The 19,331-nt window shown below is 53.3% G+C and carries 15 protein-coding genes; 8 read left to right on the forward strand and 7 right to left on the reverse strand.

The genetic code is table 11. The features are described from left to right. Nucleotides 1-2 precede the first annotated feature (2 nt). Together tsaD and purM are read right to left on the reverse strand one after the other, a co-directional pair. Entirely contained in the window at nt 3-1,007 is a 1,005-nt protein-coding gene (gene tsaD / locus DSCA_RS30220) for a tRNA (adenosine(37)-N6)-threonylcarbamoyltransferase complex transferase subunit TsaD (protein WP_155319958.1), read from the reverse strand. A 297-nt stretch (nt 1,008-1,304) separates the two neighbouring features. Then, nucleotides 1,305-2,351, reverse strand: a complete 1,047-nt coding sequence (purM, locus tag DSCA_RS30225; RefSeq protein WP_155319959.1) for a phosphoribosylformylglycinamidine cyclo-ligase — start codon at nt 2,349-2,351, stop codon at nt 1,305-1,307. A 427-nt stretch (nt 2,352-2,778) separates the two neighbouring features. Between purM and DSCA_RS30230 the strand changes: the two genes are divergently transcribed. Together DSCA_RS30230 and DSCA_RS30235 are read left to right on the forward strand one after the other, a co-directional pair. After that, nucleotides 2,779-3,945 carry an aminotransferase class I/II-fold pyridoxal phosphate-dependent enzyme gene (locus DSCA_RS30230; protein ID WP_155319960.1) on the forward strand — a complete coding sequence of 389 codons (1,167 nt, stop codon included), beginning with the start codon at nt 2,779-2,781 and terminating at the stop codon, nt 3,943-3,945. Nucleotides 3,946-4,386: 441 nt separating this feature from the next. Beyond that, a complete protein-coding gene (locus DSCA_RS30235; protein ID WP_167528018.1) occupies nt 4,387-5,082 on the forward strand; it encodes a ferritin family protein in 696 nt (231 codons plus the stop codon). Between the two features lie 160 nt (nt 5,083-5,242). On the opposite strand, the gene DSCA_RS30240 is transcribed toward DSCA_RS30235, so the two are convergent. The 4 genes from DSCA_RS30240 to DSCA_RS30255 form a co-directional block, all read right to left on the reverse strand. Next, complete coding sequence (locus DSCA_RS30240) at nt 5,243-5,695, reverse strand: hypothetical protein (protein WP_155319962.1); 453 nt, start codon at nt 5,693-5,695, stop codon at nt 5,243-5,245. A gap of 1,228 nt (nt 5,696-6,923) precedes the next feature. Further along, entirely contained in the window at nt 6,924-9,005 is a 2,082-nt protein-coding gene (locus tag DSCA_RS33045; RefSeq protein ID WP_155319963.1) for a molybdopterin-dependent oxidoreductase, read from the reverse strand. Nucleotides 9,006-9,107: 102 nt separating this feature from the next. Then, the gene (locus tag DSCA_RS30250) at nt 9,108-10,808 is read right to left on the reverse strand and encodes an FmdE family protein (RefSeq protein WP_155319964.1); all 1,701 of its coding nucleotides are present in this window, start codon (nt 10,806-10,808) and stop codon (nt 9,108-9,110) included. Nucleotides 10,809-11,206: 398 nt separating this feature from the next. Beyond that, nucleotides 11,207-11,428: an amphi-Trp domain-containing protein gene (locus DSCA_RS30255; RefSeq protein ID WP_155319965.1), complete on the reverse strand. Its 222-nt coding sequence runs from the start codon at nt 11,426-11,428 to the stop codon at nt 11,207-11,209. A gap of 352 nt (nt 11,429-11,780) precedes the next feature. Between DSCA_RS30255 and DSCA_RS30260 the strand changes: the two genes are divergently transcribed. Continuing rightward, on the forward strand, nt 11,781-12,767 hold the full coding sequence (locus DSCA_RS30260; RefSeq protein WP_155319966.1) for a zinc-dependent alcohol dehydrogenase family protein: 987 nt from the start codon (nt 11,781-11,783) through the stop codon (nt 12,765-12,767). Between the two features lie 274 nt (nt 12,768-13,041). On the opposite strand, the gene DSCA_RS30265 is transcribed toward DSCA_RS30260, so the two are convergent. Next, nucleotides 13,042-13,368 carry a winged helix-turn-helix transcriptional regulator gene (locus tag DSCA_RS30265; protein WP_155319967.1) on the reverse strand — a complete coding sequence of 109 codons (327 nt, stop codon included), beginning with the start codon at nt 13,366-13,368 and terminating at the stop codon, nt 13,042-13,044. Nucleotides 13,369-13,472: 104 nt separating this feature from the next. Here DSCA_RS30265 and DSCA_RS30270 point away from each other — a divergent pair, with 104 nt between their 5' ends. From DSCA_RS30270 to DSCA_RS30290, 5 genes are all read left to right on the forward strand, one after another. After that, complete coding sequence (locus DSCA_RS30270) at nt 13,473-13,949, forward strand: enoyl-CoA hydratase/isomerase family protein (protein WP_197904694.1); 477 nt, start codon at nt 13,473-13,475, stop codon at nt 13,947-13,949. Next, nucleotides 13,949-14,767 (forward strand): SDR family NAD(P)-dependent oxidoreductase, encoded by an 819-nt coding sequence (locus DSCA_RS30275; RefSeq protein ID WP_155319968.1) that lies wholly within the window; start codon nt 13,949-13,951, stop codon nt 14,765-14,767. The genes DSCA_RS30270 and DSCA_RS30275 overlap by 1 nt, the downstream gene beginning before the upstream one ends. Before the next feature lie 16 nt (nt 14,768-14,783). Continuing rightward, a complete protein-coding gene (locus tag DSCA_RS30280) occupies nt 14,784-15,659 on the forward strand; it encodes a B12-binding domain-containing radical SAM protein (protein WP_155319969.1) in 876 nt (291 codons plus the stop codon). A 361-nt stretch (nt 15,660-16,020) separates the two neighbouring features. After that, a complete protein-coding gene (locus DSCA_RS30285) occupies nt 16,021-17,343 on the forward strand; it encodes a sigma-54-dependent transcriptional regulator (RefSeq protein WP_231716568.1) in 1,323 nt (440 codons plus the stop codon). Nucleotides 17,344-17,589: 246 nt separating this feature from the next. After that, nucleotides 17,590-19,296 carry a sensor histidine kinase gene (locus tag DSCA_RS30290; RefSeq protein WP_155319971.1) on the forward strand — a complete coding sequence of 569 codons (1,707 nt, stop codon included), beginning with the start codon at nt 17,590-17,592 and terminating at the stop codon, nt 19,294-19,296. Nucleotides 19,297-19,331 lie beyond the last annotated feature (35 nt).

The following is a 19,331-nucleotide window of genomic DNA, read 5'->3' on the forward strand; positions in this document are numbered from 1 at the left end:
CCTCAGGGTTTGAATTTTACCCGTGAATAGACATCGTCGTCCATGCCGGCGCGTTCGCCGGCTTTCAGTCGATGGTAACCCACGGCGGCCACCATGGCGGCGTTGTCCCCGCACAGGTCAAGGGCGGGGATGTGAACGGTAATGCCTTTTTCCGCCGCATCCCGGGTGATGGCGTCGCGCAGGCCCCGGTTTGCGGCCACACCGCCCACCACGGCCAGATGGCCGCATCCCTTTTCTCCGGCTGCACGGATGATTTTGTATGCCAGCACATCCACTACGGCTGCCTGGAATCCGGCGGCAATGTGGGCCTGGTCATCCCGGTAGGTGTCCGGGTGGGTCTGAATATAACGGCCCACCGCCGACTTGATTCCGCTGAAGGAAAAATCGAACCGGGCCTTGTCGAGATACGGCCGGGTGAAAAAAACCTTGCCCGAATCGCCCCGGGCCGCCAGCCGGTCGATCACCATCCCGCCGGGATAGCCCAGCCCCAGCATTTTCGCGACCTTGTCGTAGGCTTCCCCGGCGGCGTCATCCCGGGTCTGGCCCATCGGCTCGAACTCCCGGTGGGAGGTCACGTGATAGATGCTGGTGTGACCGCCGGAAACCAGCAGGGCCACAAAGGGGAAGGGCGGCGGGTCCGGTTCCAGGAACACGGAATTGATATGCCCCTCAAGATGATCCACGCCAATCCACGGAATCCCATGGCCGTAAGCGAACCCCTTTGCAAATGAGAATCCCACCAGCAGCGACCCCACCAGGCCGGGCCCCTGGGTGACGGCCACCCCATCGATCCGGGTTTCGTCGATACCCGCTTCGGCGATGGCGCCGTTGACAACGGGCACGATGGCCTCGATGTGTTTGCGGGAGGCCAGTTCCGGCACCACACCGCCGTAAGGGTGGTGGACGGCTACCTGCGAAGCCACCACCGAGGAGAGCACCTGACGCCCGTCGCGCACCACCGCCGCCGCCGTTTCGTCGCAGGATGATTCTATACCGAGTACAATCATGGTTCTCTTTCCGATCGGTTGCCGGTGGGCCTGACCGGCAACCAATAAAAAACCGAAACAGCGGCCATTTTCACCGGCCGTTCCGGCTTAAGTGCTCATTTCATCCATCAACGGGTTATCCCTGATTCTTTTTCCGGCTGGCAGACCCCGGACCGGGGTTTCGACTACCGGGCGCTCAGGTTTTGCAGACCGGCTGCCGCTTCTGCCCCTCGGCGATCCATTCGAACAAACGGGAGATGGACGCTATGATTTTTTTAAACATGGATACTCCCATCAAATGCGGTCTGATCCCGGGCTTTATACCAGTTGAACCCGGGACCTCGCGTTTTTACGGGTTTGGGTCACTTCTCCGATGGCCCACGCTTTCTCGCCGCTGCCGGACAGCCGGTTAAGCACTTCCTGGGTGCTTTCCTCCGGTACCACCGCTACCAGACCGACGCCATTGTTGAAGGTGCGCATCATCTCTTTTTCATCGACATTGCCCGCATCCTGCAAAAAGGGGAAGACGGGCGGAATGTCCCAGGATCCTTTTTTGATGGCGATACCGCAGGCCTGGGGGATCACGCGGATAATGTTGTCCGTGATGCCGCCGCCGGTAATGTGCGCCAGCCCCTGGATGGGAAGATCGCGAACCAGGGACTGGATGGTTTCCGAATAAATCCGGGTGGGGGTGATCAATTCTTCTCCCAGGGGTTTTCCCAGTTCGGGGACGTGGCTGTCCACCTTCAGCCCCAGCACATCGAAGCAGATTTTACGCACCAAGGAATAGCCGTTGCTGTGCAGGCCGCTGGAGGCGATGCCGATGATCTGGTGCCCGGGTCGGATTTCCGAGCCGTCGACAATTTTGGTGTTGTCGACGAGGCCCACGGCAAAGCCGGCCAGGTCATATTCATTGTCCTGGTAAAAACCGGGCATCTCTGCGGTTTCCCCTCCGATGAGGGCGCAATCGGCCTGTATGCATCCGTCGCCGATGCCTTTGACGATATCGGTGACCGTGCCGGTCTTGAGCTTTCCCGTGGCCAGGTAGTCCAGGAAGAAAAGGGGCCTGGCGCCCTGAACGGCAATGTCGTTCACGCACATGGCCACCAGGTCGATGCCCACCGTGTCATGGCGATCCATCAAAAAGGCGATCTTCAGCTTGGTGCCCACACCGTCCGTGGAGCTGACCAGCACCGGGCTTTCCATATTGGCGGTGTTCAGGGAGAACAGGCCGCCGAATCCCCCGATTTCACCCATGACGCCGGTCCTTCGGGTTTTCTTGGCGATCTTTTTTATGGCATCGACAAGGTGATCGGCCTTGTCGATGTCGACGCCGGCATCGGCATAGGTCAGCTTTTTTTTCATTCAAATACTCCTGACGGTTATTCGGCTGATTGGTGGATTCATTGTCAAAACGCCCTGTCTCTGCCCAAAGACGGTATTGGGATCAATCTCATATCTTCAGAATACGCTGTGGATCCTTTGGGTTGAAAGGTCAGGCCACCTCGATCCGGCCGGACGGCAACGTATAGAACAGGCGCTGTAAATAGGCGTAAAACTAATCTGATACCACCAAAAAGTCAAACCCATTTCCACGGATATTGGTGGATAAAGATCCCCGTGACCCGGGTCGCCGACGCTGATCGGGCCATGCCGCCGCGTTGCGGCCGACACGGCCAATAAAATTTTGACAATCTTCGGTGACTATTATATTTATCTTTATATTCAAGCCCTTTCTGACCGACTTTTAAAAACTATAACACCGCCCATATTTACCTAAAAGGAAGGCATCATGACCCGATTCGCCAGGCTGGACCGTTTGCCGCCCTATGTGTTCGCCACCGTCAACGAGATCAAAATGGAAGCCCGGCGCGCCGGGGAAGACATTATCGACCTGGGCATGGGCAACCCGGACATCGGCACGCCCCAGCACATTGTGGACAAGCTTACCGAGGCATCCCAGAATCCCCGGAACCATCGCTATTCGGCCTCCATGGGCATCACCAAACTGCGCATGGCCATCAGCGACTGGTACAAACGCCGCTACGATGTGGACATCGATCCCGAAAGGGAGGCCATCGTCACCATCGGCGTCAAAGAAGGCATGTCTCATCTGATTCTGGTGACCATTCGGCCCGGCGACGTGGTGTTTGCCCCCAACCCCACTTATCCCATCCATCCTTACTCCTCTATTATTTCCGGCGGTGATGTGCGGGGCATCCCGGCAGGCCCCGACCAGGATTTTTTCGAGAACCTGATCCAGGCCACCAAGCAGACCTGGCCCCGGCCCAAGGTGCTGGTGCTCAGCTACCCCCACAACCCCACCACGGAAGTGGTGGATCTGGATTTTTTCCAGCGGGTGGTGGATTTTGCCAGGGAACACGACATCATGGTGATCCATGATTTCGCCTATGCCGATCTGACCTTCGACGGATACGTGGCCCCCAGCTTTCTGCAGGCCAGGGGGGCCAAGGAGGTGGGGGTTGAGTTCTTCTCCATGTCCAAGAGTTACTCCATGGCCGGGTGGCGGGTCGGCTATTGCGTCGGCAACCCGGAAACCATCGCCGCCCTGAAGCGCATAAAAAGTTACCTGGACTACGGGATTTTCCAGCCGATCCAGATCGCCTCAATCATTGCCTTGAACGGCCCCCAGGAGTGCGTGGCCGAGATCCGCGATACCTATAAATCACGGCGCGATGCCCTTATTTCCGGATTGTCGCGGGCCGGCTGGGAAATCGAAAGCCCCAAGGGCACCATGTTCGTCTGGGCAAAAATCCCGGAGCAATACAGCAAGATGGGGTCCGTGGAGTTTTCCAAATTCCTCATCCGTGAGGCCCAGGTGGCCGTATCGCCGGGCCTGGGATTCGGCGAATACGGCGACGACTATGTGCGCTTTGCCCTCATCGAAAACAACATGCGCATCAGCCAGGCGGTGAGAGGTATCCGCAAAGTATTGTAGACGTTCAGGCAATGATTTTGGCGGCGTTACCGGTCGTCTCGGTATGCCTGATACATCTTCCTTCCTCCGGCCTTGCCAAAAACTGTGTCTGAACGTCTGCATGAAGACCTGCTGTCAGGGGGTGCGCTTCATGTTTCGACCTCGCTGCGGCCTTGGCGTGTCGCAGATCCCGCACCGCGGGGGGCAGAACTCCACCATTTCAGGGCAGGCTCCGCACCCAGGACAACGCTTTTGGACTGCGCTATCGGTCGTTGCGGTATGGATCATACAGAACTCAATTTATGTGAAGCCGGGGTTTAAGTTTTAGCGATATCCTTCAAATTAGATGATATGCTGGAATTGGCTATTTGGCCCCCTGTATTGGGTGTTAACAAGACGTCTATTGTAATCAATGTCCGGTATTTATTAATTCATGGTAAATTCGACACTTCTAAGGAAGTTATGATTTCAAGAAGACAACTATTGTATTTCTCTACTCTGTTTTTTTTCTATTCGCCTCTTGCAACCCTAAAATCTTTCGCTGTGGCAGATGGGGATAAATATGAAAAACGATACCCGTTGACCATTGACTTACTAAAAAAAGCTTATAGAACAGAGATGATCGCCAGTAAGCATTATGATGGATATTGCCAGAAAGCCCTTTCTGAAGATTATCAAAATATTGCATATCTTTTTTCCACATTATCAGTCTCTGAGAAAATACATGCAGATAACTATCAAAAATTAATCGTTTCTTTAGGAACAACGCTACGAAAAATAGAAATATCCGTATCCATTTCCAACACCAAGGAAAATCTAAATACTGCATCCATGAAAGAGTTAGAAAAAATAAATAAATTTTACCCGGAAATTCTAAAAGAATTATCATCTGAGTCACATGAACAGGCTGTAAAAAGTTGCATGTATTCCTGGAAATCGCATCAACAACACGAAGAGATGATAAATGATATCAAAAAATATTCTGGAGTATTTTTCAGACTGTTAGCCAGAAAAATTGAAGATATGAAACCCAATTATTATGTGTGTGAAATTTGTGGCTCTACAATAACTGAAAAACCGGAAAAGCCATGCGTGATATGCAGCTACCCTATGTCTCATTACAGAGCGATTAAACGACCAATTCTGTTGACCCCTTGATACCGTCAAACAAAAATCTGCCGAACGGGTTCAAAACGGCCTTGACGGTGCTCTTCATTTGGTCAGCAAATGCGTAGGCAAGAGAATGTCCTTTAAGATTAAAGTGGTACGCTGATGATTATCAACGCATATCGGCAGCTCTTATATAAAACTCAACAAATTAATCAACGGCCCGGTTTTTGGGTTCGCTGAATTTAAAGGTTAGATCAATATCATATTTTTCTTTAACTTTATGCTTTATCCATTCTTCAGCATCATCTCTCTCTTTGAAGACCATTGTCTCCCACTGTAGATCATTAATTTCAATAAGAGTTTCCCACATACGTGAGACACCAAATTCGACATCTTTTTTTGCTACAATTGCTACAATGTATTCGGGTAAGTATTTTGAAATTTCTTTATCCTGGGCCGCTATAGTTTCTATTTCAGACGCTGACACATCGAAATTAGAAGCATAAGAATAGTCTACAATGCAGTATTTACTGGTTTTAATTTTTTCTTTAAAAGATAAAAGTGTCCTATTTGAATGAATAATCTCTTCACCGGCGACTATTCCCTCACCAATGAACACAACACCTAATCCAGCATCCAAATTTTTCATCTTTATAGACATGACGTTTTCCTATAAGGATCTATCATCAGTTAGTACCCACCCATAAATGGCCAATTTGTCCGATATCTGCGTTGCGCTCAAAATTTTATCCTCGGAATATCAGCCATATGCCTGTGGGACATCCCGTGATCTATACGGGGCGGTAAAATTTTTCGCGCGCCTTGATCTCGACCCAATTTTCCTATTTCTGGATGAACACTAGTTACTCAACGCAATACGATGAGCATCGGTTGAATGTTTTTGGGGATTTGCACAAAAAATTGATTTCTACCTAGTTTTCCTTTTATCTACCATATCTCCTTGATTAATCAAAGATTTTTCGATTAACCGTCAACAATCAAAGGTTTTGCATATTGCAAAAAAAGACGGGTTAGAGCCAAATTTGGGTTGCTAACCGTATTTTACGATGAGCATTGCAACACTATAAGGGGGTAAATAGGATACAGGAATTCAAGCTGTATTTGTCCACCCAGAAAGTGATCCATCAAAAAAAAATCCATTATTGCGTGAAGTGGGGCCAACAGCTCTATCAGTATCATGACAAGCCTGCTGAGAATGCCCTAACCGATCAAGCTATCAGTGCTTTTCTAACCCAATTGTTAAAACATTGTAAACAATGGCAGGTCGAACAGGCAGGTGACGTTATACAACTTTTTTCCTTTTTCTGCAGGCGAAAATACATTGCACCTTAAATTCAGGATGCCTCATCCAAAAAGAAGTAAAAACTCTATACCCACGTTGCATAAGTCAATTTCGATGGCGTAAGGAGCACACTGGATCGAATCTAAAATTCGCTTTGGGCATTTTGGGGTTGAGTGTAAAAACAGGCCGTATCCATTTGTCTCGGATACGGTCTGAGACCTATTTCAAGGTAAACAACCGCTGTCAAATTCTACACCGTTAAAAAGTACAAGAAAAAAGCCCAACAGTGCCCCATGAAAAGACATCTTCTGGCATTAGCAGGTTTAGCAAATAATTGGCCAACCACTATATGTTGTGGTTGGCCTTTTTCATAGATGTTGAAACTATGTCGATGTATCTTAACCGGAAAAGTTCCCTCCTGAAGTTGGACTCCAACGAATCACAGGTCTGGGCATTGACCGTGCAGCAAAGATGATCTCGATGAATCTTTAATAAATGACTCTGTAATAGTGGACCGACCAAGATTATCATGCCGGGCGGTGGGACATTGAGTGGCCGCGCGGCCACTCAATGTCCCGATAGCTTGTCACGCCTTTTCCACCTTCACGAAATGCTCCTGGTAAGCGACGGCGCCGCCGGCCTGGTCCCAGACAGTCAATCCGCCGGACATGAAATTGTTGTCCGCAAGCCCTTTGCCAAAGGCGCGGCTTTCAGCGGCCAACTGGTGACCGAATCCGTGGATCACGAATATCGCCTCGGGATGGATCATGTCGGTTACCTTGGCCCGGATGGTCTCCCAATGGCCGTTCTGGGAAACCCGAACGGTGTCGCCGTCGTCCACACCGATGCCCTCGGCTTTCTTGCGGTTGATCCAAAGCAGGTTTTCAGGCATTTTATCAAACAGGGCCGGATTGTTCACGGTGTGGCCCTGGGTATGCAGAATGCAGCGGCCGAAGGTCAGGCGGAACTGGCCTTCCGGCGGTGATTGAGGTGATTCGTAAGGTTTAAGGGATGGCAGCCCATTGCTTTCCAGGCGGTCCGATACCAGCTCGATTTTGCCGCTGGGGGTTTTGAATTTGAAGGTTTCCATGTCCTTGTAAATGGGCGCGTCGGCCAGCGGAACCATGCCGGTGGCATTGAAATCCCCGATGGACACGCCGGTGCCTTCCAGCTGGAAATTCCACAAATCCTCCACCGAGTCGAAGGCCAGGTCGGGCAATCCCATCCGCCTGGCCAGGCCGCCGAAAATTTCCCAGTCGGCCCGGGTGTTATAACGGGGCGCCACCGCCCGCTGGCGAACGAAAAATTGCGGCTTCAGGGCATTTTTGGTGGCGATCACGTCATCGCGTTCCAGGTAAGGGGAGAGGGGCAGGACCACATCGGCGTTCCAGGCCGTATCCGACCAGCTGAAGGTAATGGAGACCAGCAAATCGAGATTGCTCCAGAGTTCCTTGATCCGCTCCTGGTCGGGATACCCCATCAACGGATCGTGACGATAGGCAATGTACCCCTTGACCGGATAGGGATCCGCGGTTTCCATGGCCTCGAACATCAAATGGAGCAGACCGGGGCCCGTCTCGAATTGCGGGTACCGCCAACCCACCCCGTCGGCCCGTTTCTCTTCGGGTTTGGGATACAGGTCCATAAAGGATTTCAACCCTTTTTTCCCCACATCGCCCGGTTTACTGACAAAGGGCAATCCCCCTTTGGCCCCGTAGGCTCCCAACAGGGCATTGATGGTGTAAATGGAACGGCAGATGTAAAAGGAGTCCTTGTAGCGTGCGGCCATCCAGCCCGGATGCCAGATTACGGCGGGGCTGGCCTCGGCCAGTTCCTTGACGAATGCCCGCAACTGGGTGGCAGGGATGCCGGTCTCTTGTTCCGCCCATTCCGGGGTGTAGGGTTTGACGAACTGTTCCAGTTTATTCATGCCCGCCACGTGGGCCTGGACAAAGGCTTCATTGTATAGACGCCGGGCGATCAGTTCGTGAATTACCGCCAGGTTGAAGGCATAGTCGGTACCGGGACGGATCTGCAGGTACCGGGTGGCCTTGGTTGCCGAGATATTGGCACGAACGTCGATCACGGTCAGCTTGCAGCCATTATCCATGGCATGCATGAGATTGCTTACTTCCTGGATATTGACGGCCTCGAAAATATTCCTGAATTGCAGCACCACGTGACGGGCGTGTTTAAGGTCGTAGGCCACGGCCTTTCGCCCCATACCGGTCAGGGAAATGGCAGCATGCTGGATATTCCGGGCGCAGGACGAGTCGTGGTTGCAGTAGTTAGGGGTTCCGATGCCGCGCAAAAACGCCCGGTGGTGATCCCTGAAAGGGCCGCCCCGATCGGAAAAGGCGATCCCCCGGGCGCCGTATTTCTCTTTTATTTTCGTCAATCGACCGGCAACGTAATCCAGGGCCTCGTCCCAGGAGGCCTCCCTCCACTTGCCTTCACCACGTTCGCCTGTGCGGATCAGCGGCGTCTGGGGCCGTTCGGAATCTTCAATCAATGCCGTTCCGGCCACCCCCCGCGGGCAAACCCCGGTCATGGCCGGGACATGGGGGTTGCCCCGAATGCGCTTCACCGTTCCGTTTTCCGAATCCACTTGAATGGGACAACGTGCCGTGCACATACCGCAGATACTGAACGCCTTACTTGTGGTCATTGGGTCTTCTCCTCTGGTTCGATGATAAAATAACGCGCGGCCCAAGATTCCCCTGCCGCGTCAATCGATTCGCGATCCGCTCAGGTCGAAAATGCCGAATGTCTATTTGCCAAAGGCACATTTGGGGAAACTGCAAGATTCACAAGACAGGCAGAAACTGCCGTGTCCCATTCGGGCCAGGTCCTGCCGGGTGACGGACACACCGGCCAGAAGGCGGGGTAGCAATAAATCCAGGGCCGTGGTCTGATAATAGAGGGCGCAGGCCGGCACCCCGAGCACATCCACGGCTCCGATGCGGGCTAAAAGGGTCATGGCTCCCGGCAAAATCGGCATGCCGAAGCGCAAATCCGTTACCCCGGCGTCCAGCAACCCCAGGCGAGTGACATCATCGGGATCTACGGACAGACCAGCGGTGGTCACCAGCAGATCGGCACCGCCAGCGATCAGCTCTTGAACGCCGTCGACAATCGCCTGCCGCTGATCGGGGACAACCAGCGAACCGACGATTCGGGATCCGATTTTTTCAATCTTGGCGCGAAGGATCGACTCGAACCCGTCCTCGACCAGCCCCTTGAACACTTCGGTGCCCGTGATCAATACCCCCACCCGTGCCCGGCGCAGGGGATGGACACGGAACACCGGTGTTTCACCAAGCACCGTGAGGGCTTTTTCAAAATCGGTGCGGGGCAGGAACAATGGGATGGCCCTGGTGCCGCCGAGGGGCCGTCCGGTTTTCACAATCGAATACCCCTTGCGGGTGGCGCACATGACGTTCGGAACCAGATTGAAGGCCTCGAGTCGGGCCTCGTCAATGGTCAACAACCCGTCGTCGGCAGCGGTAAAATTGATTTTTCCCTCTTTGGGAGGCGTCTCAAAGGCCACCCCGGGTCCGGCCATAACCCGGGCGAAGGCCAAGGCCGCATCATTTTCATGAACCCATCCGTCCCTTTCAGGCACGTCATCCGCCACATACACATTGGCCCGGCCCATCCGTTGCAGCCGGCACACATCGCCCGCGGCGATCCGCTGGCCATGAACAAAGGCCGCCCCCTTGGCTTGGCCGGGAACCACACGGGTCATATCGTGCAGGGCACGGTGCCCCACGGCATCCGCCAGGGGCAGGACCTTGAGTGGCGGCTGATCCTGAATCGGGCTCGACGCTCCCTGCCTTGGTTGGCGGTAGGGCGCCGATCCCTGGCATCCACGGCAGATCCGGCCATGTCGAACCGGATAGGCCTCATGACAGATGGGGCAATCGGCGGTGGGGCCGACCTCGCGCTTTTCAAGAAAGGCCGGTTGCATCCGTATGGTCTGAACCGAAAACAGGTTCTCGCCGGCCGTCGCCATTTCTTCATGCAGCCGGTCATTGTCCTGCTCCGCCTTTGGCTTGAGCTTATAAAACCATGCTTTTATCTCCGGCCAGGCATTGATTTTGGCAGAATCGATATGGACCCGGAACCCGCTGCCGTTGAGCTTGTCATAAAGGCTCAAGGCAAAACGTCCCAGCGGAACCACCTTGAGCCAGCCGTTTCCCGTGGTGCACAGGGTCAGCATTTGAATGGCGTCAGGAAGGCAAAAAGCGGTTTCACATACCGAATCGAACAAAATGGATTCGTCCAAGCGATCCAAGGCCATGCTGACCATCTTACCGCCCAGGATCAGTCCGGGGGCGGCATAGCCGTGAAACCGCCGAATCCGATGAATGTATTCGTCAAAAGTGTAGGGGATATGGGTGTGGTCCCGGCACCAAGGCCCATCACCAATCAGTTGGCGGGGGGGGACTACTTTTGCTATACTGGTCATTTACACTCCGTTTCATTCAGAAAATTATGATCAAACTCCAGAAGCGATACAAAACAACAGATTCAAACCAGGGCGAATGGCGGGTACCACTTTTCTCATACTATGTCAACGAAGACATAACGTGGTTCGAGAAAATTCCGATAAATTCCAGTATGGATGTTCTCAACGGCGGGTTGAAAACCGTGATATCGTTGCCTGCGCGAAAAAATCAAATCCTGTTCGCCATGAGAACCCAGATCGCCTCCATCATTGCCTTAAACGGCCCCCAGGCGTGTGTGGCTGAGATCCGGGATACCTGCACGTCCCGGCGCGGGATGTCTTGCTCCCTCCGGCCTTGCCCCAATCCTTATCTTGAAACCGATGCTTCCGGGGGGTGAACCAGCCGGAGAGAATGGCCTTCAATTCTCGCATTTGAACTGAAACTCGAGTTTTTCCGTCCGGCCTTCCGGTTCGTGCTCGACATTGAAGACCGCCCCGGTCGGTACGCGGATGCGTTCGCCGGTGACCTGAATCGTAAACGGTTGGTTCGGCTCCAGGCAGTTGGCCGGTCGCCGCAGTTTGGCCACGGTCTGCTTCACTGAACAGGCTTTTTCCACGTCACGTTCGGTTTTCTCTGGCATGCGGGGCTCCATGATAGGGTAAGGGATGGCGTCATGTTTCCATGACACCCTATCACCTGTGGAGATCAGGGAAGAGCCATCCACTGGCGGGCGGCCCGGTTGCTTTTCGCCGCGCCTGGCGGTTGCTGCGCCGGGGATAGCCGGAATCCCGCTGCAATTCAGGGAGGACGATATCTCATTTTTATGTCGTGAGTCGCATTGTCCAATCCATTGGTATCCATTTTGTTACTACGCCATTAAAAAGTGCCTACTTGCGATAGTGGAATGTGCGAACTATTATTCTTAGCCATTGCCGGGGGCAATTGAAATCATGAATATCCTGTCAGGACAAAAACTAAAGGAGAAAGAATCAATGAAAGCCATGATAATCCGAAATTTTGGCAGTTCCAGTGTATTTGAGTCTGCGGAAATCACCAAACCGGAGGTTAAGCCGGGCCACGTATTGGTTAAGGTCGCTGCCACCAGCATCAATACCGTCGATACCATGATTCGCGAGATGGGTAGGGAGCTGCCGATTTCACCGGAGCTGCCAGCTGTTTTGGGTATGGACTTCGCCGGCACTGTCGAATCGGTGGGTGAGGGTGTCTCTGAATATGCTGTTGGCGATGAGGTCTACGGCTGTGCCGGAGGCTTGGGTGATTTGCCGGGTACCCTTGCAGAATACATGGTTGCGGATGCCAATTTGATCGCTCACAAACCGGAAACCCTTACGATGCGTGAATCTGCCGCATTGCCTTTGGTGGGTATCACGGCTTATGAAGGGCTGACACGGGCCGGCGTTGCCCGGGGCCAGAAAGTGCTGGTCCATGGCGGTTCCGGTGGCGTTGGTCACATTGCGCTGCAGCTGGCGCGTCATTTCGGAGCTGATGTCTGTGCGACAGGCGGCGGCGACAGGCAGCTGGCACTGATCCAAGAACTCGGGGCTACCGGAATAAATTACAAGACCGAACCGGTTGCCGATTACGTTGCCAAGTATACCGACGGCGCCGGTTTTGATGTTGTTTTCGATTCAGTTGGCGGTGCGAACATGGCAAATTCCTTTGAAGCGGCCGCCCTCAATGGCCAAGTTGCTTCGACCGTGGCCATGGTTGAGCTGGATCTGTCAGTCGCGCATTTTAAAGGGCTGTCATTGCATGTCGTGTTCATGTTAATCCCGATGATCCACAATTATAAACGGGAAGAACACGCCAAGATTCTCAGGAAGCTGGCCGAAATCGTTGATGCGGGTGGTTTGCGTCCGATACTGGATGAACAGGGATTTTCCCTTGAGGAAGCTGGAAACGCTCATGACCGTCTTTCCAGCGGTCATGCCATGGGTAAAGTCGTTGTAGAAATATAGCCGATTTCGGAATGCCAACACCAGGGTGTGTCAACCGCTCCGGATTAAAACACCCTGGCATCTATTTTTTCTGCTTGTTGAATACCTTGTCACCAAAGTAGTAGCGGATGGTCTTTAACTCAAAGACAACAGCCTGTTTCAAAACGATTCATTTCGGTCAAGATCAAGGCGAACGATCATTTCCACCACAGACATACAGGCAGTATTTCGAGGATTGAAATGTGAGGCCAACGACGATACTGGCCGAAAGGGGGTGTATTGAAATTGGCTCAAGCTACAGGCCAAAATGGTTCCGTCCCCAGTCACGCATCATCATCATGACATCCCTCAAACTTTCGCCGACATCGGTAAGCGAGTATTCAACCTTTGGCGGCACCTCCGCATAAACCTTGCGGTGGATAATCCCATCTGCTTCCAGTTCACGAAGCTGCTTGGTCAGCATGCGCTGGGTTACACCCGGCATCACCCGTTTCAATTCTCCGAAACGATAGGTGCGCTCCATCAGGTGATAGAGGATGACTCCCTTCCATTTTCCGCCGATAATTTCCAACGTCGCCTCTACGGGGCATCCATTGTTACATTTGTACGTGCTGTGTCGCATTGATTTTCCTTATTGGTATCCTTTTTGTTACTACGACATTTAAAAGTGCCTACTTGCGCAATAAGAACGCACGAACTATTATCCCATGACGTTGTTGAGGTCAATTGAAATCATGCATATCCGGTTCGGACAAGAACAAATTCATGCAGATGGAAGTCGGCATGGGTATCCTTCCCTGCGGCGGCGGCGCATCCCGCATGGCGCGGCAGGTCGGACTGGGCCGGGCACTGGAAATCATTCTCAGTGCCCGCGACTTCGACGCGGACGAAGCGGAAGCATACGGCACCATCAACAAGGCGCTGGACCCGGATGAAATCGGTGAATACGTAATTACGTTGGCCAGGCGCATTGCCCAATTCCCGGCGGAATCAATCAATGCCTGCAAACAGATGGTGTACGAATCCATCGACAGGCCAATTGAAGAAGCCCTCAAGGCCGAAGCATTCTGGCTCTATCAGGCAACCAGCAAGACGCCCGCCATCAAGCGGTTCACCATCGCTGATGAAAAAGGCATGGAGCATGATATGGATAACCAGCGCAACTGGAACGATCTGGTGATGGACGTTCAGGAGATCAGATAATGACCACCCAACAAAAAACCATTCTTATTACCGGCGCCACCGACGGGATCGGGCTGGAAACTGCCAGAATGCTGGTCTCGTCGGGCCACGCCGTCTTGCTGCACGGGCGTAACCCGGCAAAACTGGAAACCGTGGCGCGAACGCTTGCAGCGCTGTCCGGCGGGGGGGGCGTGGAAAGCTACGTGGCCGACCTGTCACGGTTTGCCGATGTCGAGGCGCTGGCGAAGGCGGTGGCTGAAAAGCACGCCAAGCTCGATGTGCTCATCAACAATGCCGGCGTTTACAGCGTGTCCGATCCCCTTACCAAGGATGGGCTCGATGTTCGGTTTGCTGTCAATACGATTGCACCCTATCTGCTGACCAAACGGCTTCTGCCGCTGCTCGGCGCGTCCGGACGGGTAATCAACCTCTCCTCCGCTGCCCAGGCGACCGTCGATCCGGAAGCGTTGGCCGGACGGGTCAACCTGCACGCCGGTATGGCCTATGCGCAAAGCAAGCTGGCGATTACCATGTGGTCACGCGCTATGGCCCTTTCGCTCATGGATGACGGCCCGGCCGTCATCGCCGTCAATCCCCGGTCGATGCTGGGCAGCAAGATGGTGAAGCAGGCCTATGGCTTGGCCGGCGGCGATCTGCGCATCGGTGCGGAGATTCTTTGCCGTGCGGCTCTGTCAGATGAATTCGCGGCGGCTTCCGGGCAGTATTTTGACAATGACACCGGTCAGTTTGCCTCGCCCCACCCCGATGCACGGAACCCACAGAAATGTGAAGCGATGGTTCGTGTTATCGAAGAACTCCTGGCTGGAGCAATACGATAAAAAAATGGAGACAGGCATGTATTACGAAGGAAAAATATACCGTCCCTGGATGGAGGCCAACAGCCTGCTGATACAGACAACCCTGGGCTGTACGCATAATAAATGCACATTCTGCGACATGTTCAGGGAAAAGCGGTTTCGCATCCGGAAGATCGAGGAGATTTTCAAGGATATCGATCGAGCACGGCAGACGTTTCCGCATATCCGGTCCATATTTCTCATTGACGGGAATGTACTCGCCCTGAAAACCGGTTTTCTTCTGAAGATCCTGGACAAGGTCACCGAGACGTTTCCGGAGTGTGCAAAAATCGCCCTCTACGCCGGGTTGAATGATCTGAGGCGCAAAAGCGTCGAAGAACTCAAGGAACTGAAGCGGGCCGGGTTGACGCTGGCCTACACCGGATTGGAGTCCGGCGATCCGGTTACACTCGAGCGGATAAAGAAAGGCCTGACACCGGAACAGGCCGAAAAGGGAATGGCCCGGGCCAAAGCCGCGGGCATTGACCTCCTCGCGTCCATTATTTTCGGCATCGGTGGCAGGGACCGTTCCCGGGAACACATTGTTGAAACCACAAGGCTGCTCAACGTTATGAAGCCGGAACAGATCGCTCCCATGGCGCTGACGATCCAGCCGGGCACCGAACTTGCCAAACAGGTTGAATCCGGAGAATTCATCCAGGCAACCCCGTTGCAGATCCTTGAAGAGGAAAAATACCTCCTGGAAAACCTGTCGGGTTTCGAGACCATTTATCGGGGAGATCACGCCAATAACATTGTCTCTTCCAAGGGCATCCTGCCCGAATCCCGTGAGCTGTTCATAGGAAAGATTGACCATGCAATAGCCAATCATCCGGTTACGGAACACGACGTGCTCATGACATCACCCTGGTAGAAACAAGCTGTCATATATTCTCATTGAAAGGAAAGGCAATGGATATTTCTATCACGTATTGTTCACTGTCCAGATTGGCGGCCATGCTATCCCGGATTCTGACAGGTTTTCCGTTGTAGGATAACTACCTGTAATACAGGGTTATATCAAGTCGTTAAGTTGATGATGGGATGGGCCATCGTTTGTCTGCAGATTCAATGCCCCTTGTCAGTGCATCCGCCCCCTTCAGCGATTTATATTGATAATCGTTTGGTATGTTGCTTAAAAATCCGTGTAACGATATAGATGAAGCCAGAATTGAATGATTTCTTCCTTCTAACCGGACCCTTTTCCATTGAAAGCGCACGACCCTTTTAAATTGTTGGCTGTTGACAGCGACGCAAGGGCGCTGGACGACATCCGGGACTGCCTGGCCGAGGGCAAGCTTGACGTTACCACTGCCCCCTCGGGGGCTGAGGCGCTTCGGGTACTTGAATTCAGCAAAGTGGACCTGGTGGTCCTTGATCTTCAGATACCTGACGTCGACGGACTGTCTCTCCTCCAGTATATCCGGGAACATTTTAAAGACATCGAAGTCATTATGACCGCCGAGTTCCCCACTGTTCCCGATGCCGTTCTGGCGATCAAACGGGGAGCTGAAAACCTCCTTGTCAAGCCATTGCAGCCCGATGAATTGCGCTCAACCGTCAATCGCCTGATTGGAAAATTAAGCCATCGCCGGGCGCTGGTGTTTGAGTGTACACCGCCGGAAACCTATGGCCTGATCGGCATATCCGATGGCATTTGCAACGTTATCGAACGCATAGAACGTGCCGCCGCCATCAACGCCAACGTTCTCATCCATGGTGAAAGCGGCACCGGCAAAGAGCTTGTCGCTCGGGCGATTCACTACGGCGGCGACAGGGCAGCGGCCCGCTTTGTGCCGGTCAACTGCACGGCAATTCCTGATACTTTAATCGAGAGCGAACTGTTCGGCCACGTCAAAGGGGCCTTCACCGGAGCCAAGGATTCCAGGGCGGGATTTTTTCAAATCGCCGACGGCGGGACCATCTTCCTTGATGAGATTGGTGATGCCAGCCTTAATCTGCAGGGGAAACTGCTGCGCGTCCTCCAGAACAAGGAAATCCATATTGTCGGCTCCAGCCACGTTCGCAAGGTTGATACCCGCATCATCGCGGCGACGCACAAAGATCTTCTGGCCATGGTCGATAAAAACCTTTTCCGGGAAGATTTATATTACAGGCTGGATGTCGTTGATATTTATGTGCCGCCCTTGCGTGAGCGGCCGGCGGATATCCTGCCCCTGGTCAATCATTTCCTGAACCAGTATGCGAAAGAGATGGGCATTGAACCGCCGATCTTTACAGACCGGGCGATAGAAAACCTGAAAAATCACAGCTGGCCGGGCAATGTCCGTGAACTCGAGAACCTGGCGCAACGTCTCCTTGTAAATGCAGACAGCGACACCCTCGACGTGGCGGATTTGCCGAAAACAATGCGCCAGGGCGTGCGGCCCAGAGCCGAAGGGCTTCAAACCCTGAGTGCGTTGGAGGCCGAGCACATATTGCGCGTGCTGGAGTCCACCGGTGGCAATAAAACCCGGGCCGCCGCTATTCTCGGGATCGACCGCAAAACCCTGCGTGAAAAACTAAAACGCATTGTTGAGATCCACCAACCGGGGTAAAACGCCCCGCCGGGGTAAAACGCCCCGCCCGTTTGGCCCCCTTTCTGCCAATTTTGATCCTGCTTTCGCCGTACACGACCCTGCCGCTCATTCCTCCTTGTCGGGCAAAACAGCAAAATAATAATTAATATCAGGCTGTTAAAAAATTTAATGTGGTTGGATATGTGCTTGTTCACGTATTCTGGCCTGTCTTTTGCTCAGTTGGGACCCGACCGGAACTGCATCCAACCCTGAAAGGACCGGCACATGAACCCAAGGGATATCGAGCGAAAAAACTACTACCGACCGCTCCGGCGCAATATCCTGCTCGTCGTGATCTTCGTATCGTTTATTCCTTTGATTGTCGTCAGCAGCGGTATCCTGTTGCATATGTACACCAATTACCAGGAAAAAGTCCGGGTTCATCTCGAAACGCTGGTTAAAAAGCATAAACAGAATATTGATCACTTCCTGCGGGAGCGTCAAAACAACATCTCCTTTTTGGCCGACGTATACTCCTACGAATATCTGAGCGACAGTACCAACCTTTCCGCACTGCTGCAAAAGCTTCAAAGCACGTATGGTTATGTCTTTTCGGATATCGGCGTTGTGCGGGCCGATGGCGGTCAGGTTTCCTATGCCGGCCCCTTTCAACTGGAAAGAGCCCAATACGACGATGCGGACTGGTTCCAGGCCGCCATTCGGACCGATGCCTATACCAGCGATGTCTTTAAAGGGCTGCGGGGATTTACCCATTTCATCGTCACCGCACGCAAAGAAGTGGACGGGCAGCCCTGGATTCTGCGGGCCACCGTGGATTTTCTGGCCTTTAACGACGTGGTCGAAAATATCCTTATCGGTCAGACCGGTTTCGCCCGCATCATCAATCGCGTCGGTGCGTTGCAGACCCGGACCGCCGGACGTCCAGTGCCCGAAAATCATGCATATCTGGAACTCTTCCGGCATCCGGACCGAACCGGAAAGGGTGACATTCGGTTCGGCACCCGAAAAGACGAACACGGTGAAGACCTGATCTACGTGGCCGGTATGCTGAAAAACAACCAATGGGCCCTGATTTTCCAACAGGATAAAAAAGACGCGTTTCGCGATTTCTACAGGACACGCAACATTATCTTTCTGGCATTTGGCCTGGGCGGTATCGCCATCGCCACCATGGCCACCGTGCTTTCCGGGCGAATGGTCAACCGCATTGCCGCAGCCGACCGGGAGAAGGTCCTTATGAACAAGCAGATCGTCGAAAGTGGTCATCTGGCCTCACTGGGAGAACTGGCGGCTGGCATTGCGCATGAGATTAACAATCCCGTGGCAATCATGGTGGAGGAAGCCGGATGGATCGAGGATCTGCTTGAAGAGGAAACCTCATGTGAAAGTGAAAACCGGGGCGAGTTCAAACGCGCATTAACCCAAATTCGCAACCAGGGAATCCGGGCACGCGACATCACCCATAAACTGCTAAGCTTCGCCAGGCGATCGGACAGCCGCATGGACCGGGTCGACGTTAACGATTTGATCAGAGATATCGTCAGTCTGTCGGCACAGCAGGCAAGGTACAACAATGTTGAAATCAAGACCAGTCTCCTGGATTCCCTGCCGGCCGTCTGGGCATCACAGACCGAACTCCAGCAGGTGCTGATCAATCTGATCAACAATGCCATTGATGCAATCGACAGGCAGGGGGGGATCATTGAGGTCAAGACCTGGCGGCCGGCCTATGACAGAGTCCACTTTAGCGTTCAGGACAATGGCCCCGGCATACCCGAGGCAAACCTCAAACGGATATTCGAACCCTTTTTTACAACCAAGCCGGTCGGCAAAGGCACGGGACTGGGGTTGTCGATCTGCTACGGAATAATCAATACGATGGGCGGCGATATCGTAGCGGAAAGCCGGGTTGGAGACGGAACCCGGTTTGAAGTCAGCCTTCCGGTCAATGCGCCGAAGCGCAGCAGGTAAAACACGGCCGTGGTTACAAGCTGAAAGCCCTAACC

The organism is Desulfosarcina alkanivorans, from assembly GCF_009688945.1.
Lineage (GTDB): Bacteria > Desulfobacterota > Desulfobacteria > Desulfobacterales > Desulfosarcinaceae > Desulfosarcina > Desulfosarcina alkanivorans.